Annotated in this window: 20 protein-coding genes; 9 read left to right on the top strand and 11 right to left on the bottom strand. The window is 54.7% G+C overall.

Going from position 1 to position 22133, the window contains the following annotated elements; genetic code table 11:
- Positions 1 to 757 precede the first annotated feature (757 nt).
- The 3 genes from KP702_RS10780 to KP702_RS10770 are packed head-to-tail and all read right to left on the bottom strand — an operon-like array spanning position 758 to position 4527.
- On the bottom strand, positions 758 to 3004 hold the full coding sequence (locus KP702_RS10780) for a xanthine dehydrogenase family protein molybdopterin-binding subunit (RefSeq protein WP_202208284.1): 2247 nt from the start codon (positions 3002 to 3004) through the stop codon (positions 758 to 760).
- Between the two features lie 12 nt (positions 3005 to 3016).
- Entirely contained in the window at positions 3017 to 4024 is a 1008-nt protein-coding gene (locus tag KP702_RS10775) for a xanthine dehydrogenase family protein subunit M (RefSeq protein ID WP_202208282.1), read from the bottom strand.
- Positions 4021 to 4527: a (2Fe-2S)-binding protein gene (locus KP702_RS10770; RefSeq protein WP_202208280.1), complete on the bottom strand. Its 507-nt coding sequence runs from the start codon at positions 4525 to 4527 to the stop codon at positions 4021 to 4023. Before KP702_RS10770 ends, KP702_RS10775 begins: the two co-directional genes overlap by 4 nt.
- 271 nt (positions 4528 to 4798) lie before the next feature.
- Between KP702_RS10770 and KP702_RS10765 the strand changes: the two genes are divergently transcribed.
- From KP702_RS10765 to KP702_RS10750, 4 genes are all read left to right on the top strand, one after another.
- Positions 4799 to 6025: an MFS transporter gene (locus KP702_RS10765; protein ID WP_202208278.1), complete on the top strand. Its 1227-nt coding sequence runs from the start codon at positions 4799 to 4801 to the stop codon at positions 6023 to 6025.
- A gap of 132 nt (positions 6026 to 6157) precedes the next feature.
- The gene (locus tag KP702_RS10760; protein WP_202208276.1) at positions 6158 to 7294 is read left to right on the top strand and encodes an acyl-CoA dehydrogenase; all 1137 of its coding nucleotides are present in this window, start codon (positions 6158 to 6160) and stop codon (positions 7292 to 7294) included.
- Complete coding sequence (locus KP702_RS10755) at positions 7291 to 8022, top strand: PIG-L deacetylase family protein (protein WP_202208274.1); 732 nt, start codon at positions 7291 to 7293, stop codon at positions 8020 to 8022. The genes KP702_RS10760 and KP702_RS10755 overlap by 4 nt, the downstream gene beginning before the upstream one ends.
- Positions 8019 to 8639: a class I SAM-dependent methyltransferase gene (locus KP702_RS10750; RefSeq protein WP_202208272.1), complete on the top strand. Its 621-nt coding sequence runs from the start codon at positions 8019 to 8021 to the stop codon at positions 8637 to 8639. Before KP702_RS10755 ends, KP702_RS10750 begins: the two co-directional genes overlap by 4 nt.
- On the opposite strand, the gene KP702_RS10745 is transcribed toward KP702_RS10750, so the two are convergent.
- From KP702_RS10745 to KP702_RS10715, 7 genes are all read right to left on the bottom strand, one after another.
- Positions 8521 to 9795, bottom strand: coding sequence for a glycosyltransferase family 2 protein (locus tag KP702_RS10745; protein WP_202208270.1), 1275 nt, complete (start codon positions 9793 to 9795; stop codon positions 8521 to 8523). The genes KP702_RS10750 and KP702_RS10745 overlap by 119 nt on opposite strands.
- 765 nt (positions 9796 to 10560) lie before the next feature.
- Positions 10561 to 11331, bottom strand: coding sequence for an ABC transporter ATP-binding protein (locus KP702_RS10740; protein WP_202208268.1), 771 nt, complete (start codon positions 11329 to 11331; stop codon positions 10561 to 10563).
- Complete coding sequence (locus KP702_RS10735) at positions 11325 to 12320, bottom strand: ABC transporter permease (protein WP_202208266.1); 996 nt, start codon at positions 12318 to 12320, stop codon at positions 11325 to 11327. Before KP702_RS10735 ends, KP702_RS10740 begins: the two co-directional genes overlap by 7 nt.
- Positions 12320 to 13396 (bottom strand): ABC transporter substrate-binding protein, encoded by a 1077-nt coding sequence (locus KP702_RS10730; protein ID WP_202208264.1) that lies wholly within the window; start codon positions 13394 to 13396, stop codon positions 12320 to 12322. Before KP702_RS10730 ends, KP702_RS10735 begins: the two co-directional genes overlap by 1 nt.
- A 23-nt stretch (positions 13397 to 13419) precedes the next feature.
- Entirely contained in the window at positions 13420 to 13965 is a 546-nt protein-coding gene (locus tag KP702_RS10725) for a flavin reductase (RefSeq protein WP_202208262.1), read from the bottom strand.
- Positions 13955 to 14641, bottom strand: a complete 687-nt coding sequence (locus KP702_RS10720) for a peroxiredoxin-like family protein (protein ID WP_202208260.1) — start codon at positions 14639 to 14641, stop codon at positions 13955 to 13957. Before KP702_RS10720 ends, KP702_RS10725 begins: the two co-directional genes overlap by 11 nt.
- A 97-nt stretch (positions 14642 to 14738) precedes the next feature.
- Positions 14739 to 15623 carry a LysR substrate-binding domain-containing protein gene (locus tag KP702_RS10715; protein ID WP_202208258.1) on the bottom strand — a complete coding sequence of 295 codons (885 nt, stop codon included), beginning with the start codon at positions 15621 to 15623 and terminating at the stop codon, positions 14739 to 14741.
- Positions 15624 to 15765: 142 nt separating this feature from the next.
- Here KP702_RS10715 and KP702_RS10710 point away from each other — a divergent pair, with 142 nt between their 5' ends.
- From KP702_RS10710 to KP702_RS10690, 5 genes are read left to right on the top strand one after another with little or no spacing between them, the layout of a single operon-like run.
- Positions 15766 to 16860 carry an LLM class flavin-dependent oxidoreductase gene (locus KP702_RS10710; protein WP_202208256.1) on the top strand — a complete coding sequence of 365 codons (1095 nt, stop codon included), beginning with the start codon at positions 15766 to 15768 and terminating at the stop codon, positions 16858 to 16860.
- Between the two features lie 3 nt (positions 16861 to 16863).
- Positions 16864 to 17859, top strand: coding sequence for an NAD(P)-dependent oxidoreductase (locus KP702_RS10705; RefSeq protein ID WP_202208254.1), 996 nt, complete (start codon positions 16864 to 16866; stop codon positions 17857 to 17859).
- A gap of 19 nt (positions 17860 to 17878) precedes the next feature.
- Positions 17879 to 18685 carry a class II aldolase/adducin family protein gene (locus KP702_RS10700; protein WP_202208252.1) on the top strand — a complete coding sequence of 269 codons (807 nt, stop codon included), beginning with the start codon at positions 17879 to 17881 and terminating at the stop codon, positions 18683 to 18685.
- A gap of 14 nt (positions 18686 to 18699) precedes the next feature.
- Complete coding sequence (locus KP702_RS10695) at positions 18700 to 19296, top strand: cysteine dioxygenase (protein ID WP_202208250.1); 597 nt, start codon at positions 18700 to 18702, stop codon at positions 19294 to 19296.
- Positions 19293 to 20900, top strand: coding sequence for a rhodanese-like domain-containing protein (locus tag KP702_RS10690; protein ID WP_215768919.1), 1608 nt, complete (start codon positions 19293 to 19295; stop codon positions 20898 to 20900). The genes KP702_RS10695 and KP702_RS10690 overlap by 4 nt, the downstream gene beginning before the upstream one ends.
- A 53-nt stretch (positions 20901 to 20953) precedes the next feature.
- Here the strand turns inward: KP702_RS10690 and KP702_RS10685 are convergent, their stop codons facing one another.
- The gene (locus KP702_RS10685) at positions 20954 to 22123 is read right to left on the bottom strand and encodes an acyl-CoA dehydrogenase family protein (RefSeq protein ID WP_215768918.1); all 1170 of its coding nucleotides are present in this window, start codon (positions 22121 to 22123) and stop codon (positions 20954 to 20956) included.
- Positions 22124 to 22133: the final 10 nt, after the last annotated feature.

Below are 22133 nucleotides of genomic sequence, written 5' to 3'. Positions count from 1 at the left end.
TTAATGGCCTGTATCTGGGCGTCCATCAGGTAATAATTGTCGATCAACCATCCTCCGGCGGGGGTAATCTGTTCCCCTCTCTCGGAGGCCTGAGATAAAATAATGTTTGATTCCAGAAGAACCTTGGCATTTTCGTCTAATCGGCCAGGCAATATATTGTCGTGCGTGGCAACAACAATATTTTCATGATTTTCTGCCAAGCTTTGAGCATGCTGCAACAGTCGATCACCACTAAAAAGATCGGACCGAATAATCCTTCCATCATGAAACCGAAACGAATTTGCGGCAGTTTTCCTGGAAAAAATAGCCATTTCTGCGGTTCCTTTAGGCGGGAAGCATCCAGCCATTGTTAAGACTGTGTTGCAGAGGTACTTCTAGGATGTATATTTTTCGTTATATTTCTGGTCGTTATGTATTACGAAATTAACAATTTTACGGAAGTTATGATTACCTAAAACGACACACTAAAAACATAACGCGCGATCAGGATGTTAGTTAGCGGTCTGAAAATATTTCCTGAGAAAACAGAAGCAGGCTCAGCTCACGCTCCTTCGATCTGACGAGGAACGCTGTTTCAGATCAAAAATATCAATTCCTGCTGGGCCTAAGTAATGCGGGAATAAAAGACCTGCAGACAGACAGGTTATGATCAGTGAGAGACAGCAGCTACATAAAACGTGTCGCTGAACCGTGTTATTTGATTTTTGACTGCCTCTTCTCTCTTTTGGGCCCATATGAGCCTAAAAGACTACAAAACTCAGCTTCCAGGGATGATAGGAAGATTGCGATAGCGGTGGCCTGTTGCATGAAAGATGGCATTTGCAATCGCCGCAGCAGTCCCACACATACCAATCTCTCCCACACCCTTGACGCCAAGAGGGCTCACTTCCGGATCGTTTTCCTCAACAAAGAGTACATCCATGTCCGGAATGTCTGCATGTGCCGGGATATGGTATTCGGAAAAGTTGTGATTCATGAAGCGACCGACGCGCTCGTCCATCAGGGATTCCTCGTGAAGGGCCATCCCGGTTGCCATCACCATGGCACCACGAACCTGACTGGCTGCCGTCTTGGGGTTCATTATACGGCCAGCCGCAACGGCATTGACCAGCCGGGTTACACGTATGATGCCGAGGTCCTCATCCACACGAACCTCGCAAAAGACTGCGCTATGGGTGAAACGGGCCTTTCTCATCTGGTTAAGAGTTCCGCGCAGTCCCGGTTTCGCAGTTTCTTCAACTTCGAGCATTTCTTGACCAGTCAAAGAAATGGCTTCCGGTAGGGAAAGTTTAAGTGTTTCACTTGCCTCTGCGCTTTGAAGGAACCCATCTTTAAGCACTATAGTGTTGTTCGACAGCCCTTCGGTCAGCCACGCGGAAGTACTCCCATTTTTGCTGAGCGTTTTGAACAGCTTCTCTCGCAAACTCTGACATGCAAGCCAGACCGCAGCGCCAGCCGAGGCGGCTGTCCACGAGCCGCCTTCTGTCGGGCACTCAGGGAGAGTTGAATCCCCCAGTTCAATATCAATTTTTTCGATAGGGATGCCGAACGCCTCGGAGGCTGTCTGAGCCAGGATCGTATAGGTTCCTGTCCCGATGTCAGATGCGGCTGTTGCAATACGCAGACGCCCATCAGCGGTTAGGGTGGCGCGAGCAGAAGTGGGGGAGAACATCGCATCCCAGATGCCTGTTGCCATACCCCAGCCGACCAATTCCTTGCCATCTCGCATGCTTTTGGGCGCCATAGGACGATCATGCCAGCCAAAACGGTCCGCGCCCTGAACCATAGCCTCTTTCAAGGCTTTGCTGGTCAACGGCATGTCATGCATGGCATCGACATCGGAATAGTTGTGCAGGCGGAATTTCAAGGGATCCATGGTGCAGGCATAGGCCATTTCATCGATGGCCATTTCAAAGAGATTAACCCCCGTGGCTGCACCCGGTGCCCGCATATCGCTGGATGTATAGGTATCCCGTGGCGCGACTTTGTAATCGGCTGTTGCATTGGGACATTTGTAATTGATCAAGCCCCAGACAACGAGATTTTCCATATTATGCTCAAAGCGGGAAGTATCTGTAACGCCTTGGACAATCATGGATTGCAGGGTTCCGTCCAGCGTGGCGCCGAGCGCAATGTCCATAATAGCCTCCGGGCGGAAGACATGCGTAAACATTTGCTGGCGTGTCAGGGAAACGCGTACCGAACGCTTCAGCATTTTCGCACCTAGTGCTGCCAGAAATACATTGTGCTGCGCACGTAGGCCTGATCCAAAAGCGCCTCCCACATAGGGATTACGAACGCGTACTTGATCTTTCGAGAGAGAAAGCGCGCTTGTCAGGTAAGCCTGTACGGCCTGCGGGCCCTGCGTTTTGTCCCAGACTGTAAACGTCCCATCGTCCTCGACAATAACGGTGGTAGCGTGCATTTCCATGGGATTGTGATGCTCAGGCGCCAGATGATAATGACCTTCAACCTTCACAGGGCTTAAAGCGTATGCCTCCGCTGCATTCCCGCGTGATTTGGGAGGCACGTAATTGCTACGAGGTTTCTCGGGCATGTATTTCTGATGCAGGGCGGCTTCGAAGTCCGCATTATGGGGCCAGCGCTCATAATCGACTTCCACGAGCATCGCGGCCTCGCGCGCGGCTTCGAATGTTTCTGCAAAGACCACAGCCACCGGCTGACCATTAAAACGAATTTCCCCATCGTGGAGGGGCCGGTAAGGCGAGCCAGGAACGCCAAGACCATCGACGTAGGATTTCTCGAAAAGAGCCGTGTGCGGTCTGTTAAGGTGGGTCATGATCTCCACCACACCCGGCACCGCACGAGCGGCTTCATCACGAATGGCCTCGATCTTCCCTCGGACAACAGGGCTGTTCACGATGAAGCCATACAGCATACCTGCAGGATGCGGTTCGGCAGCATATCTGGCTTGGCCTGTCACCTTGGCAAAGCCATCGATCCGAGAGACGGATTGTCCAATTTTTGCTGACACAAGAGTCATGTCTGGCCTCTTTCAGGAAATGCTTTTGTACGTCTGGGACTGGGGAGTGCCCGCGGCGGCCTGCAACAGAGCCCGGATGATCACACGGGGGGCCAGTTTGAGCTTTGCCGCGTTATCGCGATCTGTGACTGCACCTTGCAGAAGACATTCGGCCACATCCCGGAACAGGGAGGGAGACGGCACTTTCCCTTCAAGAAGTGTCTCCGCTTCGGGAACACACCAAGGTTTTGTGCCAACGCCCCCCATGGCAATACTGGCCTTCCGGATCGTATTGTTTTCAACTTGCAGACCCACAGCGACCGATACGATGGCAAAGGCAAAAGACAGGCGATCACGGACCTTGAGATAGGTGTGATTTTTGCCGAAAGAGATGGGCGGCAGATCTATGGACGTGACAATTTCGCCTTTACGCAGAACGTTGTCCTGCCACGGTGTATCTTCCGGAAGGCGATGATAGTCGCGTAAGGCAACAGCGCGCTCACCTTCCGGGCCGATAAGATTGACTGTCGCATTCAGTGCAGCCAAGGCGACGCACATGTCCGAAGGGAAGGTGGCAATACAGGCATCACTGGTTCCCAGAATGGCCATGATCCTGTTGCGTCCGCCCTTCGCAGAGCATCCTGTTCCGGGAGAACGTTTATTGCAGGCCATATCGGGATCATAAAAATAATGGCAGCGCGTTCTCTGGTTCAGGTTTCCGCCGTTCGTCGCCCGGTTTCGAATTTGCGGACTGGCCCCAGCAAGAATGGCAGACGCTAAAAGAGGATAGCGTTCTGTAACAAGCGGATGCGCCGCAGTGTCAGCATTGGTGACAAGAGCGCCGATACGTAGACCCCCGGCAGGTCTTTCCTCAATCTGGCTCATGGGCAAAGCATTGAGGTCCACGACATGCTCGGGCCGCTCAACGTCGGATTTCATGAGGTCAATCAGATTTGTGCCGCCTGCGAGATATCGCGCATGGTCAGGGATATGACTGGCGTTCTCGAAGGTCTCGGGACGAGAATAGGAGAAATGCCTCATGCTGCTTCTCCGGCTCGGTTCTGAAGCTGCTGCGAAACAACCTGTTCGATGGCATCGATGATGCCGTTATAGGCTCCGCAACGACAGAGATTGCCGCTCATGAACTCACGGATTTCTTCACGAGTTCTGACATGCCCTTCTTCCAGGAGCGCCACAGCAGACATGATTTGCCCTGGCGTACAGTATCCGCACTGAAAGGCGTCACGGTCGATAAAAGCTTGCTGCATAGGATGCAAATGACCGTCTGAACCAAGGCCTTCGATCGTGGTGATCTCAGCGTCCGGTATTGAAACGGCAAGGATGAGGCAGCTTTTCACGCGCTTTCCATTAACCAGCACAGTACAGGCGCCGCATTGCCCGTGATCGCATCCCTTCTTTGTGCCTGTCAGATCAAGACGCTCCCGGAGCAAATCCAGCAACGTCACGCAGGGTGGAAGATCAGCAGTGTGGCTCTTACCATTTATTTTGAGGCGACATGGGCTGGCGACAGACAGATCAGTCATTGGAAATCGCTCCGTTCAGCGTCAGTTTTTCGGCTGTTCAGAGTGTAAGAGTATGTGCTCCGGTGAGTTTCATATGAATTTCGTGCACCCGAAGCATGAAATCTTTATCGGCCCAAAATATAAGCTGATATTTGAGGGTAAACCGGCCTTTCGTGTCGATTAGAGATTTCTTTTTCTGTTTTTCCGTAACGTATCCGTGACTTGCTCGTTCATGATGGGAGCGATGGAGATCCAGTTTCCGCCGCTTTTTTAAAACACTTTGACTGGAAACATGGTGACGGAAAACAGAGCACAGACCCAACAACGAAAGGATGACCTTTCGCTAGACGGACTGAGTTTTCTCCTCGCGGACGTACAGGACAATCTGGGTAACTTCCTAACGGCTTTTCTGACGATCCATAACTGGCCTTCGAACCGGATCGGGGCCGCCATCGCTGCGGGTGGGCTGGGGGCGGTTCTGGCCCGTTCTGTAGGAGGCTGGGCTTTGGATATCGTCGCCTGCCGGCGCGCGATACTTGCCATCTGCTGTGGCGTGACTTTTGTCTCTGTCGCTATCATGGCCTGGGCTCCGGTCTTTTATCCTATTGTTCTGGCACATTTCATCGCCGGTGGAGCAGGAGCACTTTTTACGCCAATTCTGGCAGCAATCAGCCATCATACCGCAGGAGCCAGCGGCTATATCGGACGTATGGGCCGCAATGAATCTTTTAATCATCTGGGCAACGCGTCTTCCGGATTTTTGATGAGTCTTCTCGGAAGGATGTTAGGGCCGGTAGCGCCCTTATGGGGCGTTGGTGGCCTTGCGGCGGTCAGTCTTCTTCTTGTCGCTGGCTTTTCAGCTCAGGCGGACGAACCGTCAGGTCAATCCCGGGAAGCGGCATCCTTCAAAGAGACCTTGCATGCTATCCGCACGCTACTCTCAGAGCCGCGGCTGGCGATCTTCCTGACGACTTATCTTCTTTTCAATGTGGCAAATGGCGCCGTGGTCCCGCTTATGATCGAGCGTTACGCCTTTTTGCATCTTGGTGACCCTGCCATCGTCACAGCGATCTGTATCGTCGTCGCTCAGATCACCATGGCACCCATTGCTTTTCTCGTCGGCAAGAAGGCTCCGCAGTGGCCGCGCAAGCCTCTTTTTATTCTGGCACTTTCCCTTCAGCCCGTACGCGATGGCTTGGTGGTTCTGAGCGCAGGGTGGCCAACTCTTGCTCTTGTTCAAATTCTGGATGGACTGTCTTCAGGCATTATTCTGGTACTGTTCTACGCCATTCTTTCGGATATTGCTTCGGAAAGTGGACGACGAAATCTGCTGATCGGACTGGGATTGGCTCTGGGGACCATCGGCGCGCTTCTGTCCAATCTTGCAGGGGGTGCCCTGACGTCAGGATACGGATTCAACACAACTTTCCTGCTCCTCGGTCTTACGGGCGCGGCTGTAGCCTGTCTGTTTGCATGGGGCATGCCGGAAACCCATCGCACAGGTTCAGATCCCGCATGATGTGGTCTGTGCCGCTCATAGATACCGCACCCCAGCCCTCAAAAGAGTGACCGGGAGAGGGCTTTCGAATGGGGATCTCAGCCCAGCCGCCGAGCGTTGCCTAAAATGGGTTGTGCGGAAGGATACTCGGGCATGTCGAATTCAGGTCAGTGTTTCTCTGACGAAGGCCTTGTTGCTTTTCGGGCCACGCTGCAAGACCTCTTTAAAGACTGGAAAGACAGGCCCTTCAGTTCAACAGAAAATCTTTTCCCCAAAGACCTTTTGAAATCCCTTCAGGAAATCGGGGCACTGGATGCCCTTCTTCCTGCTGATGAGGGCGGCTTCGGACTGGCCCGCTCAGCGGAAGGACGTGGGGTTCTTCTGACGCTCCTTCGACGGACGGGCTATCTGAGCCTGTCTCTGGGGCGATGTCTGGAAGGGCATGTGAATGTTATTCGTCTTGTCACGCTGTATGGCACAAGGCAGCAGTGTCACACACTGAGCCAAACTCTGAAAAAAGGCGTTCTGGCAGGCATATGGGTCACAGACGGCAACCCTTCCGTGCTGATCAGCAAAGACGATGGGGGTTATAGGCTTTCCGGGATCAAAGGATTTGCCAGCGGCGTCAGTGAAGTCGGCTTAGCGCTGATCACGGCCACCACAGAGCAGGGCACGTCCGTCATGGTTCTTGTGCCCACCACTGACCCTAAACGCAGGCTCTCCGGGCCTGGCAAGCTTACCGGTATGCAGGCAAGTGGGACAGGCGCTTATGATTTCACGGATCTACCTGTGGCTGACGAGAATGTTCTGGGCGCTCCGGGAGACTATCTTCACCAGCCTGAATTTTCTGCCGGGGCATGGCGAGGATCAGCAGTTGCCCTTGGGGGCATGGGCCGACTGGTCGATCTGCTGAGACAGGAGCTTGTGGCGCGGGAGCGGGCAGATAATCCCCACCAGTTGTGCCGGATCGGAGAAGCCCTCATTCTGCAAAAAACTGCTGCCCTCTGGGTCGAGCAGGCGGCTCTCGCCGCATGCGGAGACGTAGCGATGAGACCGGAAGAAATCGTCGCGACGGTCAATCTTGCGAGACTTGCTGTCGAACGAGCAGCTCTGGAACTGATCACGCTTGTACAACGAGGTCTTGGACTCTCCGCTTTCGTGAAAGGCCGAGCGGTTGAGCAGGTCATGCGGGATCTGGCAACCTATCTGAGGCAGCCAGCCCCAGACGAAGCGCTGACCGAAGCCGCCGCCTGGTTTGTCAGACACGACTGGCCGGAGACACACTTATGAAAATCAAGGACATGCTTCGGCACTTTGCCACATTTCCAGTGACCTCTCTCGACAGGATGGCGCCGGGAACCACGCTTGTCCTCTCTCCCCATCCGGATGATGAAAGTTTGGGATGCGGGGGCTTCATCGCCACTGCAATAAAAGAGGGCAGGCCACCAGTTGTCGTCATCGTGTCTGATGGCTCTGCGTCTCACCCCGGTTCCGTGACGTGGCCACCCTTGCGCCTTGCAAGCCTTCGTCAGGAAGAAAGTAGACAGGCCTTAAAGGCGCTTGGCTTAGCTCCTGACCGACTAATGTTTTTAGGATTGGCAGATACCGCAGTTCCAACGGACGGACAGGACTTTGATGCTGCGATCCGTCATCTTCTTGAAATCGTCGGCCGGCATGATTGCCAGACGGTTCTGGTCCCTTGGCGTCATGACCCTCACTGCGATCATGAAGCCGTCTGGATCATGGGGCAGAAACTGAAAGCTTTGCGACCGCAACTACGAATACTCGCTTACCCGGTCTGGGGGCTGACACTTCCACCTGAGCAGGAGATCAAAGAAGAACCACCGACAGGATGGCGGCTCGATGTAAGGACCTTTCTGAACAAAAAACGGGAGGCTATCCGAGCACATCGAAGCCAAAGGGGACTGGTTGTAGAGGATGACCCGGATGGTTTTGTCCTGCCAGATCAGCTTCTCGAAAAAATGCTCCAGCCTTATGAACTCTTCATCGCATCATGAGCAACGAGACCTGGAAGCCGGAAGTCTTCGACAAGCTGTTTCAAAGCAACCCTGACCCATGGGATTTTGAAAACAGTCCATATGAACACAAGAAACTGGCACGGGTTCTGGACTGCCTGCCAGCCTCGCCGATTTCCTTTGCCGTAGAACTTGGATGTGCGATCGGCGTCAGTACACGCGCGCTTTCGAAGCACTGCAAACGCATTCTGGCGGTCGACGCGTCGGAGAATGCGCTTGCTATCGCAAGACAGCGCTTGGGAAAACAGGAAGACGTTTGCTTTCTCAAAGCTTTTTTGCCGACAGACTATCCGATCACTGAAGCGTCGGGTTGCGATCTTCTCCTTATTTCCGAAGTTCTTTACTTCCTTACGGCCAGCGACATTCAGCGCCTCGCGCTTATGGCTACGGAGAGCCTGACACCGGAGGGACATATCCTGATCGTAAATTGGACAGGGCAGACCGATACCCCTTGTACCGGCGATGAAGCTGCCGAATGGTTCATTCAGGCCTGTCGTGAAAGACACTGGCACCCTGATCTGTCAGAGCGAGGCGAGGGGTATCGTATTGATCGGCTGTCGCGGATTGCAGATTTTCAGGGACACGACGCTTCACTGTAGAAAGAAAGTTGAGAACACGTTCAGCACGTTCATAGTGTCTTTGCAGCTCATTACGACGAATACGGATAACGGGTAGTTCCGGATATGGCTGGTTAGACATGGATAACCGGCTTTCGCGCAAGTATTTGAGTTCTTTGCGGATACGAAGCAAACGTCTGGAAACCGGTTCGAAAATATCGTCGATACATTCGTCCTGTGCGATCAGTCTCCGGGCAAGAGTTTCCGCCATACCTCCTTGAGCGCGCCCCTGAAGACGCGCGGATACATACACTTTGACGTCCAAGGCATGGCGGACCGGAATCCCGTTCTGCCGCAATGCCTGATAAAATCCACGATCTTCTCCAGATGGGATGTGCGGAATCCCACCGACCTTGCTCCAGGCCTGGCGCGTGACGGCGATACTGGCTCCTGAATGTTCAAGATGCCGGGGCCAAGGGTCGTAAGGTTCAGGATTGAGCAGCAGCGCGATCTGTTCGAGAAGTGCCCCATAGGCCTGTTCTGCCTGCTCGTCCTCGTGAAGATGTGCAGGAATCTTCTTATATTCGTCTGGCAGGAGAAGCACCCGGCCAAAAACAGCATCGACCGGATACCGGACAAAAGCCGCAAGAATGCTTTCGATCCAGTCAGAGGCAACTTCACTATCGGCATCTGTAGTGAAAAGAATGGCATCGGACGAGGCGGCTCTGGCAGCATGAGCCATCGCATCCCGTCGTGCCAGACCTGCGCTTGCCAATGCCGCATCATAGAAGACCGTGACCGTTTCCAGTTCGAACGGCAGCTGATCAATCAGGGAACGCGCCCGCTGGCATGTGTCATCTGTGGTGTTGTTGATCCAGAGAATAACCTTGTCTGCCTTATATTTCTGTGCGGCCAACGCCAGAAGACAGGGAACAATATAGTCTTCCTCATTGCATACTGGGATCGCGACAACTCGCTGTTTTTTCCAGAGCAGCGAGTGTCTGCTTGCCGATGTAAGACTTGAATTGAGGACCGGGTTTTCTGGCCCGTAAGGACGTCCCAAAGGCTCCCCAGGAGCCGGAGTGTAAACTTTTCTCTTGGCCAAATACGATCTTTCAGACGTCTCTTCTTTGGGGAGATCATCCGTAGTCTTCGCTGTTGTCGGAGTTCCGAGGGCGGCGCTATTAAGAAAAGACATGTTCGCCTCCGTTGAGGAAACGAATCAATGGCTGAAGGCACCAAGAGTTCAGTTCAATTTAAAAAGATATGATTTATTCTTGAAACAACCGAGCACCCAGAAAATACGATCTTCGTAGCCGGTACCGTAATTTGAACTTCGTAGTGCCGGATTTGACGGGCACTTCTGAAGTTTATCACTCCATCCTGTTAATTCATTCGAACCGCAGGGCAATCCTTTTCTCGTATACCAAGGCTGGCGGGCCATTGGTTATCGTATCTGGATAGCCCCCAAAAAAAGCTTCTCTCGCAGCCCTGGCTGAAAAAAGCAGTCTTCAATGACTCTGTAATATCAGTTGTTAGACACTTCCTATGCGCGCCACCCTTTCGCTCCTGGGGTAGGGTTCGCATGCTCCGTGCGCCGTTCGCCCACGGATGGTGCAACATGCCGAGAAAGAGACATAGCAAGAAGCATCAACGCCACCAGCACGATGCACGTGACCAAGATAATCCATTTATGTCTCATGACAGGCTCCCGTTTTCATGTCTGGCTATGAGTACCAGAAAATAGGGCGTTGCGGGGCCTGTTGGTGACCGCGACAAAGCCACTCTGTGAGCAAGCTGATATGAGCCTGCCTGTGAAACGCTGGCGTCGGGCGAGTTATACGACGCCCTTAGAAGCCATGAACTCGCCCGACCTGTAAAAAACTCATCATCCGCTGCGTCTGAAGTCAGACCGCCCTTGATGGCACATTGCACGGACTACTATGCAAAGTAGAGAAAATCTTCAGACCATGGCAGCTTGAAGCTGAAGCAGGATATCGGCTCGTAGCTTCTGAAGGGAAGGGTCATCCCGATGGCGAGGTTGAGCCCCGTCAATGCGTATATCCGCTATGATTTGAGCAGGGCGCGGACTGAATATAATCACGCGCGTTGCCAGAAGAAGAGCCTCTTCAACGTCATGTGTGACCATCAGGGCTGTAAAGCCCTGGGAGCTCCAAAGACGATACAGTTCAGTCTGCATGGCCAGACGGGTCAGGCTGTCAAGTTTGCCGAGGGGCTCATCCAGAATGAGTAACCGTGGATGATTGATCAAGGCACGGGCCAGAGCAACGCGCTGGGCCATGCCACCAGAGAGCTGATGCGGCCATGCTGCGGCAAATTCTTCCAAACCGACAAGGCGAATGGCAGCGTCAATCGCCTCCGCATCTTTTTCCTTCCGAATATCCAGTCCAAGGGCAATGTTGCCACGCACTGTCCGCCATGGATAAAGCGTAGGGTCTTGGAACATGATGATGCGGCTGGGATCGGGGCCGGCAATGGGAACTCCATCGGCCAGAAGTGTTCCGGCATCTGGCGCTTCCAGCCCCGCCACCAAACGCAGAAGGGTTGATTTTCCGCATCCCGATGGTCCGATCAAGGCTACGAATTCACCCGGTGCCACATCGAGGCTCACATCCTCCAAGACAAGTCGCGAGCCTGACGGCAGATCGTAGCTGTGATGAACATGGGACAATGTCAGCCCAAGAGGCGCCTCTGAAACGGAGGAATTTACCATTTGAGCCCGTCCTTCTGCCACTTGAGAAGATGATCCCTTACCTTGAACAGCAATGTCATGAGCGTTGTGCACATCAGGGACATGACGCACAGAGCCGCATACATGTTCGGATAGGCCGCCCAGCCCTGAGCCCATTGCATGTAGAAGCCTAATCCTGATTTCACTCCAAGCATCTCAGCCACAACCAGCATGGCGAAAGACGCACCCAGCCCCATGAAAAGACCGACAAAGATCTGTGGGGTTGCGGCCGGGAGCGCGACACGAAGAACCAGAAAGCGATTTCGGGCTCCCATGGTTCTGGCAACATCATAATAGGCTGGATCAACAGCCGACACGCCTGACCATGTCAGAACAGCCACTGGAAAACCTGCTGCGAGCGCCATGAGAGCCTCACCCGCCAGTCGTGTTGAGGGAATAACGACAAATGCCAGGGGAAGAAGAGCTACGGGTGGCAATGGCCCAATAACCCGCATAATCGGTCGAACCCAGTAGCGGATGTGATGGGAACGACCTAATGCGACACCGACAATAATTCCAAGGATGGAACCAGAAACATATCCGCCTGCGAGAAGCAGCAAGGAATGAAAAAGGCTGTCTCCGAGGCGTTTCCAGTCCGTCAGGAACACATCAAGCAGATCCTGGGGTGTTCCGAAAAACGGTCTCGGCAGCAGCAGAAGCTTTGCCTGTACCGTTTCCCACACCCCCAGTCCGAGCCCGAGAACGAGTGCCCATGGTGCGCGGTTCTGTAAGCGGCCAATCGCGGCAAGAACAATCACAAAAAGGCCTACTGCCGACAGGAGCGCTGCGAACTGGTTTGTCGCCGGGAAATCATCCGCATCAGGCCACTTCCACGTTACCAGCGCAGCGAGCAGCCATGCTGGACCTGCGCCCCATCGCCAGAAAAGAGAGCGTGACAACACTCTTGTTTGTGTTGCATCCGGTGGGTTTAACGATTGCGATTGCGGCGCTGCAAAGGACGTCTCGCTCATCAGCTGAACAGGTCCTGAGTGACGCGCTGTGCGTAGCGATCCGTATTCAAAGAAGGGCGAAAAACCCCAATCTGTTTGAGAGCTTCCGCATAACGTACGATTTCCTGCCTGAAATTTCCTGTCAGGGTCTGATGGTGATGGCCCTGCATCTGGAGCATTGCGGCCAGATCCTTGACACTGACTTTCGGAGCATAAGGCTGGAAAATGGTAGCGGCTTCTTCAGGGTTGCAGGCCAGCCACGCGCCAGCTTCCATAATCGCGCGCGTTACTGCCGCAGCGACCTTGGGCTCATTCCGAATAAGGCTCCCTCGCAGGCCTATAACGCAGCAGGTCAGGTGAGCCCATTCGCCTTTCATGTTATTATCAATGTCCAACAGGCCGAATTGACGACGTTGCGGATAGGAGAACGGGTCAGCATCCGAGATGGCCTGGACCTCTCCACGTTGCAAAGCCAAAGGCAGCAGATCCGCCGGGAACTGTCTCCACTGAACGTCTGTTTCCGGATCCAACCCGGCTTCTTTCAGGCGAATGCTGAAAAAATTCCGATCCGGGCCACCAATATCCGTCACGCCGACGGTTTTACCTTTCAGGTCGGCAAGCGTTTTGATCCCGGTGGAAGGAGTGGTCATGAGGTACATGCATCCTGCGTGCAGCCCCGCCACAAGTTTGACGTCAAAGCCTTGCTGAAGCGGCTTGAGCCAACGGAGAGCCATACCAGGTGCGCCATCGGCCTTGCCTGTTGAAAGCGCCTCCAGCAGCTGATCGGTCGCTCCTGCAAAATTCACGTAATCGATGTTCAGATTGTATTTTTTGAAAAACCCTTTTTCCTTGGCCACGGGAACGGCGGCTGTGCAGATCGAAGCTTCGTTCCATGCAATTGTCAGGTTGCGAGGCGGGTCGGGAATGGGTTCGACAGTGGCGGGGCCCGCGGCCTGACACTGATTTTGCGCTCCTCCCATGTCCATGTGGTCCATGGATTGTGCGAAGGCACGGTGTCCGTGAATTCCCAGAGCAGTTACACCGGCCAGAGAGCCAGTCAGGACAGTGCGGCGCGAGGGATGGAGCGCATTGAGCATTATTCTTTATCCTGAAAAATCATTCAGGCCCGCTTGACGGGCAGATGGTGAAAACCCCTGGAAAACCAGGCGAGACCGTGGTTGGCGTCTGTGCTGGTGGAAATGGATTTGACGGCACAGAACAGAACATCGTGGGTGCCTGCGCTTTGAATGGCGTCAATCTCACAGTCGAGCGTGACGAGTGCGTCTGACAGCAGTGCGGATCCGGTTTCACCAAGAACCCAGTTGCCGTGAGCAAACTTCTCGTCAGGTTCCACGGATCGGCTCGCAAAAACCCGCGCCAATTCATGATGGACTGGTGAAAGAACACTAATTCCAACCACCCCATTCTTCAGGAAGGACTGATGAGAGCGGTTACTACGATTAAGGCAGACCAGGACCGTCGGGGGTGTGTCGCTGACGCTGCTGATAGCGGAAACGGTCAATCCCTGACGTCCTCCCGGTCCATCCGTCGTCACCAGCACAACAGGAGCACCGAGCAAACTCATGGCTTCACGAAACAGTTCCTGGCTGACGGCAGGCGTATCGAGAGTGTTCTGTGGAAATAGGGTGACGGTATTATGCGGCATGAGAGACGCCTCTGTTTTCAAGCCCGAGGGCTTTCAGGATGGTTGGAGTTTCAGTTCGGCGCATCCAGTCTGGGGAGATATCGATAAATCTCACCACCCGTCCGGGGCTAAGAACCAGAACCGTTGGTTTGGGAAGCTCCCAACTGGATGTACCATTCAGAGCTTCACTGCGACCGCCTTTGGAAATGGCAGCTTCCCGCGCAGCGTCATCAAAGACATAGGTAATGCCCAGAGCCCGGGCCAACGTCAGGCCTGCATCATTCAGAACCGGGAAAGACAGGGCATTTCGCGTTCTGATGCTAGCGAGTTCAGGAAAAGGCTGGGAGGATACCGCAACCAGCGGAATGCCTGCGGCCTTCAGAAGGGGCGCTAGGGTTTCTGAGTAGTAGGGCAAAGCCACGTTACAGGCTGGACAGCCTGCGAACCTGAAAAAAATCAGGACTGCTGGCCCTGACGAGACCAGATCATCCAGTGAAATCGTGGAACCATCTGCATCCGAGAGAGTATGCGGAGACAGAACGTCCCCGGCTTTTGCGTGCGCTGTTTGAGAATGAGACCGGACAAGAGCGTCCCGCTGAGCAATATTTCCAGCCAAAGCTTCAGGAGACCACACTCTGCGACGTTCGGCCTCAAGAGCTTCATAGCGGCTTTGAAGGGAAGATGTGGAAGTGCTCATGCTTAATATACCCCGAGGGTGACCTGATCGGTGCACCATGCGGGATAATTGAACACGGATTCCAAAGAGTTTTTCTTATGTGGCAATTTGCGCGCGATCATTGATCTGCTGTCGCCTGAGCCAGCAGTTCGGCCAGATCCTGTGCGGCATCCGGCAGGCCATTTCTCTGAACGAGAATGGTCTCGATCTCTGGGACTTCCGGTAAAATACCCGTCGGCAGGATGGAAAGCCCTTCCGCTGTCGCAAAACGCCGTGTCCGGCAACTGGCCCCCAAGCCGCTCCGGACACCAGCACGCATGGCGGGAAGGTGAGGAGTTTCCAGCACAATGCGGTAATCTCTGCGGGCCTTTGCAAGGGTTCTGAGGGCCGCTTCCCTGAAACGGCAGGGAGGTTCCAGCAGAACAAGCGGGATTTCAGACTGATCCAGAACGCCGGGATCACCAATCCAGACCATTCTGTCATGCCCGACGATACGCCAGGACGAATTGGGACGATCCCCATGCTGGCCAAGGCACAGCACGATATCCAAGCGGGAGCGGTCGAACATTTCCAGTAGTTCCGCTGATCCACCAACCCGGACGGTCAGCCTGCAACGGGGATGTTCGAGACGGAAACGGGCAAGAACATCAGGCAGGATAGTATCAGCAAAGTCCTGCACCATGCCGATCGTGATCGGTTCCGGTTCTGAAACATCGCCAAGTTTGTGCATGATCCGGTCATTGAGGGCGAGAAGCTGCCGCGCATAGGCCACGAGTTCTTCACCCGCAGGTGTAAGAACCAGCTTTCGCCCATCCCGTCGAAAAAGCTTCTGCTGGAGCACGTCTTCCAGTCGCTTCATCTGCAGACTCAGGGCGGACTGGGTCAGAAAGATCGTCTCTGTTGCCTGCGCCATGGAGCCGGCCTCCACGATCGCGACGAAAGACCGCAGAAGTTCAGTCGGAACATTGCGTGCCATGCGCTGGGGAAGGGACGTGTGGGACATAGCAGCGCTCCGTGCTGGAGGCATGGCAGTATATTTAACCATGCAAAAGTGTGGCATTTGTGTTTCTTGCTTGAATTATGACGTGATAAAATGAGTATATTGTCAATACAACAATTTATTATAGTCTTTTAGGGGCTTAGCCATGCCTGTGGAATTCATCGGGTTCGTGAGCAGTCAGAACCATTCTGAGATCATTCCGCCGGCGGAGCCGGTCATTGATCTCTCCCATATCGAAACTGCCGCCAAAATTCATGAGAATGGCGGTTTTGATCGGGTGCTGATTGCTTTCCACTCTAATTCGCCCGAGAGCATCCTGCTTGCCCAGCATGTTGCTGCCACGACGCGGACGCTTGGCCTTATGGTCGCACATCGCCCCGGGTTTACGGCACCGACTCTGGCCGCTCGCCAGTTTGCAACGCTTGACCAGATCAGTCGGGGCAGAGCTGCGGTGCATATCATCACAGGGGGAAGTGATACGGAGCTTCAGGCTGATGGTGATCATACCGTCAAGACGGAGCGATATGAACGGACCCGCGAGTACCTTGAAATCGTGCGCCGCGAATGGAGCAGCCAGAAGCCATTCGATTATCAGGGTAAATTCTATCGCGTTCGAGGTGCCCAGTCCCGGGTGCTGCCGTATCAGGGTGATGCCATTCCGGTTTATTTCGGTGGCTCCTCGGAGGAAGCCATCGCAGTAGCAGGTGAGCAGGCTGATGTTTATGCTCTATGGGGTGAAACCTATGAGCAGGTTCGTGAAACTATAGCCCGTGTTCGCGCTGCGGCGGAAAAGGCCGGCCGTAGCAATCTGCGGTTTTCGCTCTCTCTTCGGCCAATATTGGCTGAGACAGAGGAAGCCGCCTGGGCCAAAGCCGATGCCATTCTTGAGAAGGCCCGGGCTCTTCAGGAAAAGACGGGCTACACCCGCTCCACTATCATTCCGAATGAAGGATCACGTCGCCTTCTGGCTGCGGCCGAACAGGGCTCAAGGCTGGACAAGCGTCTCTGGACGGGCATCGCCGCACTAACAGGCGCCAAGGGAAATTCGACGTCTCTTGTAGGAACGCCGGATCAGGTGGCTGAAGCACTCCTTGATTATTACCGTCTGGGAATTTCGACGTTCCTGATCCGTGGGTTCGATCCGCTGGTGGATGCCTACGACTATGGGCGCGATCTGTTGCCACGCGTTCGAAAACTGGTTGCGGAAGAAGATCAACGCACCGGTCTGAAGGCTGCCTGACACATGAGAGACGCCTCCGTACCCTTGACGGTCATCAACCAGATCGGACCTGAAATCGGGAAACTCCTCACCGGACTGGACCACCGTGTTCGGGTCATCACTCAAAACAGGGATGTCCCCGATCCATGGAATACGGGTACGGCTGATATCCTGCTGACTGGCCCGTCAGTAGCATGGCGAAATGCTCCTGCGAGCCCACCACCGAGCTGGAATTCTTCCCTGCGCTGGGTGCAGATTGCTTCGGCTGGAATTGACGGTTTTCCAGAATGGCTGCTTCAGGGGCGAGAGATTACGACAGGTCGCGGCAATGCGGCTGGCCCAATTGCTGAGTACGTCCTTCTTGCCCTTCTGGCCCAAGCCAAGCGGTTCGAAACGTTCAAGCCCTTATCTCCCGAGGATTGGGGCCAGCAGGCTTCCGTCGTCAAGAATGAGACGCCATTGGGATCGTTGGCAGGGCAGACACTTGGTCTTGCGGGGTATGGGGCCATTGGGCAGGAAATTGCCCGTCTGGCACGGAGTTTCGGGATGTCCGTTCTCGTCTGGCGCAGAAGCACGTGGACAGATGGAGAAGCCGTCCGGGAAGATGTGCAGCCTGTAGCTGATCTCGGGACGCTGTTTGAACGCTCCGATCATCTGGTGCTGGCTCTGCCGCTGACTTCAGAAACGGACAGGATCGTGGGAGCGGCTGTTTTGGCGCGAGCAAAGCCCGGGCTGCATCTCGTCAATGTGGCGCGTGGAAAGCTGATAGATGAAGCAGCGCTTCTCAGCAGTCTGGATCATGGACGTGTCGCGGCGGCTACGCTTGATGTTACGGCGCCGGAGCCGCCTCCTGCGGGGCATCCTTTTTATACTCACCCCAAAATTCGGCTGACGCCACACATTTCCTGGTCCGGGCCAGACGTGTTGGCCAGTCTGGGGCAGCGTATTACCCGGAATTTCGAAAATTTCCTTCAGGGACGCCCACTGGAAGCCCGGTTGGATCTGAGCCGTGGATACTGATTTCTCAAGGAAGACTCTCATGAGTGCGACACAGCATAACATCTCGTCCCTGCAGGAAGTCCGTGCACGGACTCACCGTCTTCAGCCCCGCAAGCCTGCAGCGACGTTTGAAGAGGAGCGGCTACACCGTAAGCAGCGTCTTGCCGCGACTTTTCGGCTATTCGGACGCTATGGCTTCGATCAGGGGCTTGCGGGGCATGTGACAGCACGTGATCCTGAGTTCCCCGAGCGGTACTGGATCAATCCGCTGGCTGTGCATTTCTCGCAGATCAAGGTTTCCGATCTTCAGCTTGTAGATCATGAAGGAAATATCCTGATCGGGGATCGCCCGATCAATACGGCTGGCTTCACCATTCATTCGGCTCTGCACCGTGCGCGTCCGGATGTGGTCGCTGCGGCGCACACCCATTCCACATATGGCAAGGCGTTTTCTGCCTTAGGGACCGAATTGCTTCCCATCACGCAGGATTCCTGCGCTTTTTACGAAGATCATGCAGTCTTCGATCCTTTCAGTGGGGTGGTTCTGGATGACAGTGAAGGCGACCGTCTGGCCGCGACGCTGGGAAACCGGAAAGCTTTGATCCTTCAGAACCATGGTCTTCTGACCGCCGGGCCGACCGTTGAGGCCGTGGCATGGTGGTTCCTGGCTATGGACAACGCCGCCCATACCCAGCTTCTGGCGCAGGCCGCCGGACCGCTGAAGCCTATTGCGCCGGATATTGCACGGCTGACCGCCAGCCAGGTCGGAACCGCACAGGGCGCCTATTATTCGTTCCAGCCTCTTTGGGACTGGATCGTCGCACTTGAGCCAGATCTGCTCGATTAGGGACTGCTAAATCAATGACGAGTATTGAGCCATTACGAGAGTTCGTTTCCGGATTTACGCGGCTTTTCGAAACACATTCGGACGCGGCGTCCATCCAGAAAGCGGGTGCAGAGCTTCTGAAAACCCTCGTCTCGCGAGATGACTGGTTGCCCGAAACTTATACCCGGCCACATCCGGAACGCTATAGCCAGTATCTCCTTCACTGTGATCCACTGGAGCGGTTTTCTGTCGTCAGTTTCGTCTGGGGGCCAGGACAGAAAACACCTTTGCACGATCATCGTGTGTGGGGCCTGATCGGGATGCTGCGGGGCAAGGAAAGTGAAACTCAGTTCACACGAAAGGATGACGGAAGCTTTGAAAAAGGCGAAACCGACTTCCTCGAACCGGGTGAAGTCGCGTTTCTGGCGCCGGGGGTGAACGACTATCATCTCGTGGCAAATGCCCTGCCAGATAAGACGTCGATCTCCATCCATGTGTACGGTGCCAATATCGGTGGGGTTTCGCGCGCCGTCTACGATGAGACCAGCGGCACCGAGAAGACCTTCATATCCGGATATTCGAGCGAGGATGTTCCCAATCTCTGGGATCGTTCCAGGAGCAAAGCTGCATGAACAGCATTACAAACCTTCTGCCAGTGACATCTTCGGAAGACGTCCGGCAGAGCCTGAAAAACGGGGCTGAAATCGCGCTGCTGGATGTTCGGGAAGAGGGGCCATTTGCCTCGGCGCATCCGCTCTTTGCGGTCAATCTGCCTGTTGGGCGCATTGAGGAACGCATTACCGGGCTGGTGCCCCGCAAGGACGCACCCATCGTTGTTTATGATAACGGGGAAGGCCGTACAGCAAAAGCTGTTCGACTGCTCCAGTCCCTTGGATATTCGGACGTCTCGGCGCTGGAGGGAGGTCTGGAGGGCTGGAAACGCTCCGGGGGTGAGATCTTCATTGATGTGAACGTCCCGTCCAAGGCATTTGGCGAACTCGTCGAACATGTCCGTCACACACCATCCCTGCCAGCGCGTGAGGTTCATGACAGAGTCAAGCGCGGCGATGATCTTGTCATTCTCGATGCACGCCGTTTCATCGAATACAATGTCATGGCCATCCCTGGCGGTCGTTCAGTTCCGGGCGGCGAACTGGCGTTGCGGGTTCGGGATATTGCGCCTTCGCCGGAAACGACCGTGATTGTGAACTGCGCGGGACGGACAAGGTCCATCATTGGCACGCAGTCCCTCGTCAATGCTGGAATTCCCAACCCGGTTTTTGCGCTTCGAAACGGTACGATTGGCTGGACGCTGGAAGGGCTTTCGCTTGAACATGGAGCCTCCCGTAAAGGAACAGAAGTCTCAGAGCCGAACCATCAGGCGGCCCGAGCCCGTGCGGAACGGCTGGCAGACAGGACGGGTGTCCACTCCCTGACTGCGAAGGGACTGGAAGAACTGCTGGCCGATCCCAAACGCACTGTCTATCGACTGGATGTTCGTTCTCCTGAAGAATACGCGGAAGGGCATCTCAAGGATTTCCGTTCCGCACCAGGCGGCCAGCTTGTGCAGGCTACGGACGAATGGGTCGGAGTTCGGCATGGAACCATTGTTCTAACGGACAATGATGGGGTCCGGGCCAGAATGACGGCTCATTGGCTCCGACAACTGGGATGGAGCGAGGTTTACGTTCTGGAAGAATGGAACGAACAACCCCTCGAAACTGGTCCGGAAGCACCCTTACTCTCACGGCCATTGCCGGAGGTGAAAACGCTTTCCCCTGCAGAACTGCATAAGCGCCTCGAGGCTGACGACGTTCTGGTTCTGGATCTCGCCGCCAGTCCGGTTTTTCGCAAAGGACATATTCCGGGCGCGAGGTTCGTCATCCGCCCGGATCTGGTATCTCATCCTGTCATTCGGCAGGCCAAGGAAATTATTCTGATCTCACCGAATGGGATTGCTGCTCATCTGGCAGCGCCGGACATTACCGGAGAAAATCGTCAGGTCCGGGTTCTAAAAGGGGGGACGGAAGCCTGGCAGGCTCATGGTTATGGGCTTGAAACAGGGCTTGATGACGCACAGGCTCTCTCAGCTTCCGATGATGTTTACAAACGTCCTTACGAGGGAACGGACAACGCAGCAGAAGCCATGCAGGCTTATCTGGACTGGGAGTTCGGACTGGTCTCTCAGCTTGAAAAAGATGGAACTCACGGTTTCAGGGTTCTGGAAGACATCTGAACTTCGCTCAGACCCTTCTGTTTCCCGGCGACAAGGAAGTCGCCGGGCGTTTTTTATGCCTGAATTTTCAATGCCTCACGGCCTGCTGCCAACAGGGCACTATCTCCCTGCGGTGTATGGATGCGCCCGCACAGAACATTCCGATAATGCCGCTCAAGCGGATTATCCTGGCTCAGACCGGGATTCCCGATGGCGGCAACCGCTTTGCCTACAGCTGTAATGGCATTTTCCGTGACAACCTGTTTGACAAGCCCGGCGCGGGCATCACTTTCTGTGCCCTGTTCCGAGAGAGCGATCGCATGGCCAATCAAAGCTTCGTTTGCCAGAAGGAGAGCATCGATCTCCCCCAGCAAAATCTGAAAACGAGGCAACGTTGCAAGGGATGCCCCGAGATTGGAAGGTACGCGGTTATGAAGAAATTCAACCAGCCAATCCCGCGCTGAAATGGCGATGCCATTATAAAGCCCCGCAATGACAACGGCATGCCAACTCGCAATCGCGACGGGACCACTCTTTTCTGCAGGAGAAGGCGCCAGCAGACCCAGATACCGTTCCGGGATCTCCACATCATCGAAGATGATCGTGTGGCTTCCCGTAGCGCGCATTCCAAGCTGATGCCAGCTTTTCTCGATCCTTACACCTCTCAGGTCCAGAGGAACGAGAACCGGCCCGACTTTTGGTTCGGCGTCGTCAGTTTTCGCCCACACCACACCCCACTGAAGCGCTGTAGACCCTGTTGAAAAAATCTTGCGCCCATTGATGCGCCATGCCGAACCATGACGGCTGACTGTGGTGTCAGGCACTCCACCACGGGCAGGGGTTCCCAGTTCCGGCTCTACACGCAGCGCATTGATCAGCGCGCCTTCCTGATGAATGCTTTCGAAGAGCTCCTGTTTAACATCCTCTGACCACTGAGACGAATGAGAGAACGCGCCGGATTGCAGATATTGCATGGCCAGAATGAGGGCAGTTGAGGGGTCACCCTGCGCAAGGCGGCCGATAATCTGCGTCACTGTCCGTAGAGAAATGTCCTGGCCTCTAGCAGTCTTCGGGAGTGCCAGGGCAAGAAAGCCGGCTTCATGGAGATCGTGCAGGTTCTCAGTCGCAATGTTGCCGCTGCGATCATACCGTGGCGCACGCTCCGCAAAGACCTGAACCAGTTCGTCGAGCGTCTTGTCCGTAGCGGCAGGATTGGTTGCGGGGGAAAATGGACTGTCACCCATGACGTTTCTC

Source organism: Gluconobacter sp. P5B12, assembly GCF_018812035.1.
GTDB lineage: Bacteria > Pseudomonadota > Alphaproteobacteria > Acetobacterales > Acetobacteraceae > Gluconobacter.
Note: the sequence above shows the minus strand (reverse complement) of the source record. Positions and strands in the feature narration are given on the sequence as shown.

Excerpts from the sequence above, each read along its gene's own strand:
- KP702_RS10780 (WP_202208284.1), bottom strand. The coding sequence starts at position 3,004 with ATGACTCTTGTGTCAGCAAAAATTGGACAATCCGTCTCTCGGATCGAT.
- KP702_RS10760 (WP_202208276.1), top strand. The coding sequence starts at position 6,158 with ATGTCGAATTCAGGTCAGTGTTTCTCTGACGAAGGCCTTGTTGCTTTT.
- KP702_RS10710 (WP_202208256.1), top strand. The coding sequence starts at position 15,766 with ATGCCTGTGGAATTCATCGGGTTCGTGAGCAGTCAGAACCATTCTGAG.
- KP702_RS10770 (WP_202208280.1), bottom strand. The coding sequence starts at position 4,527 with ATGACTGATCTGTCTGTCGCCAGCCCATGTCGCCTCAAAATAAATGGT.
- KP702_RS10730 (WP_202208264.1), bottom strand. The coding sequence starts at position 13,396 with ATGCTCAATGCGCTCCATCCCTCGCGCCGCACTGTCCTGACTGGCTCT.
- KP702_RS10775 (WP_202208282.1), bottom strand. The coding sequence starts at position 4,024 with ATGAGGCATTTCTCCTATTCTCGTCCCGAGACCTTCGAGAACGCCAGT.
- KP702_RS10705 (WP_202208254.1), top strand. The coding sequence starts at position 16,864 with ATGAGAGACGCCTCCGTACCCTTGACGGTCATCAACCAGATCGGACCT.
- KP702_RS10750 (WP_202208272.1), top strand. The coding sequence starts at position 8,019 with ATGAGCAACGAGACCTGGAAGCCGGAAGTCTTCGACAAGCTGTTTCAA.
- KP702_RS10765 (WP_202208278.1), top strand. The coding sequence starts at position 4,799 with ATGGTGACGGAAAACAGAGCACAGACCCAACAACGAAAGGATGACCTT.
- KP702_RS10685 (WP_215768918.1), bottom strand. The coding sequence starts at position 22,123 with ATGGGTGACAGTCCATTTTCCCCCGCAACCAATCCTGCCGCTACGGAC.
- KP702_RS10740 (WP_202208268.1), bottom strand. The coding sequence starts at position 11,331 with ATGGTAAATTCCTCCGTTTCAGAGGCGCCTCTTGGGCTGACATTGTCC.
- KP702_RS10725 (WP_202208262.1), bottom strand. The coding sequence starts at position 13,965 with ATGCCGCATAATACCGTCACCCTATTTCCACAGAACACTCTCGATACG.
- KP702_RS10700 (WP_202208252.1), top strand. The coding sequence starts at position 17,879 with ATGAGTGCGACACAGCATAACATCTCGTCCCTGCAGGAAGTCCGTGCA.
- KP702_RS10720 (WP_202208260.1), bottom strand. The coding sequence starts at position 14,641 with ATGAGCACTTCCACATCTTCCCTTCAAAGCCGCTATGAAGCTCTTGAG.
- KP702_RS10755 (WP_202208274.1), top strand. The coding sequence starts at position 7,291 with ATGAAAATCAAGGACATGCTTCGGCACTTTGCCACATTTCCAGTGACC.
- KP702_RS10735 (WP_202208266.1), bottom strand. The coding sequence starts at position 12,320 with ATGAGCGAGACGTCCTTTGCAGCGCCGCAATCGCAATCGTTAAACCCA.
- KP702_RS10745 (WP_202208270.1), bottom strand. The coding sequence starts at position 9,795 with ATGTCTTTTCTTAATAGCGCCGCCCTCGGAACTCCGACAACAGCGAAG.
- KP702_RS10690 (WP_215768919.1), top strand. The coding sequence starts at position 19,293 with ATGAACAGCATTACAAACCTTCTGCCAGTGACATCTTCGGAAGACGTC.
- KP702_RS10695 (WP_202208250.1), top strand. The coding sequence starts at position 18,700 with ATGACGAGTATTGAGCCATTACGAGAGTTCGTTTCCGGATTTACGCGG.
- KP702_RS10715 (WP_202208258.1), bottom strand. The coding sequence starts at position 15,623 with ATGTCCCACACGTCCCTTCCCCAGCGCATGGCACGCAATGTTCCGACT.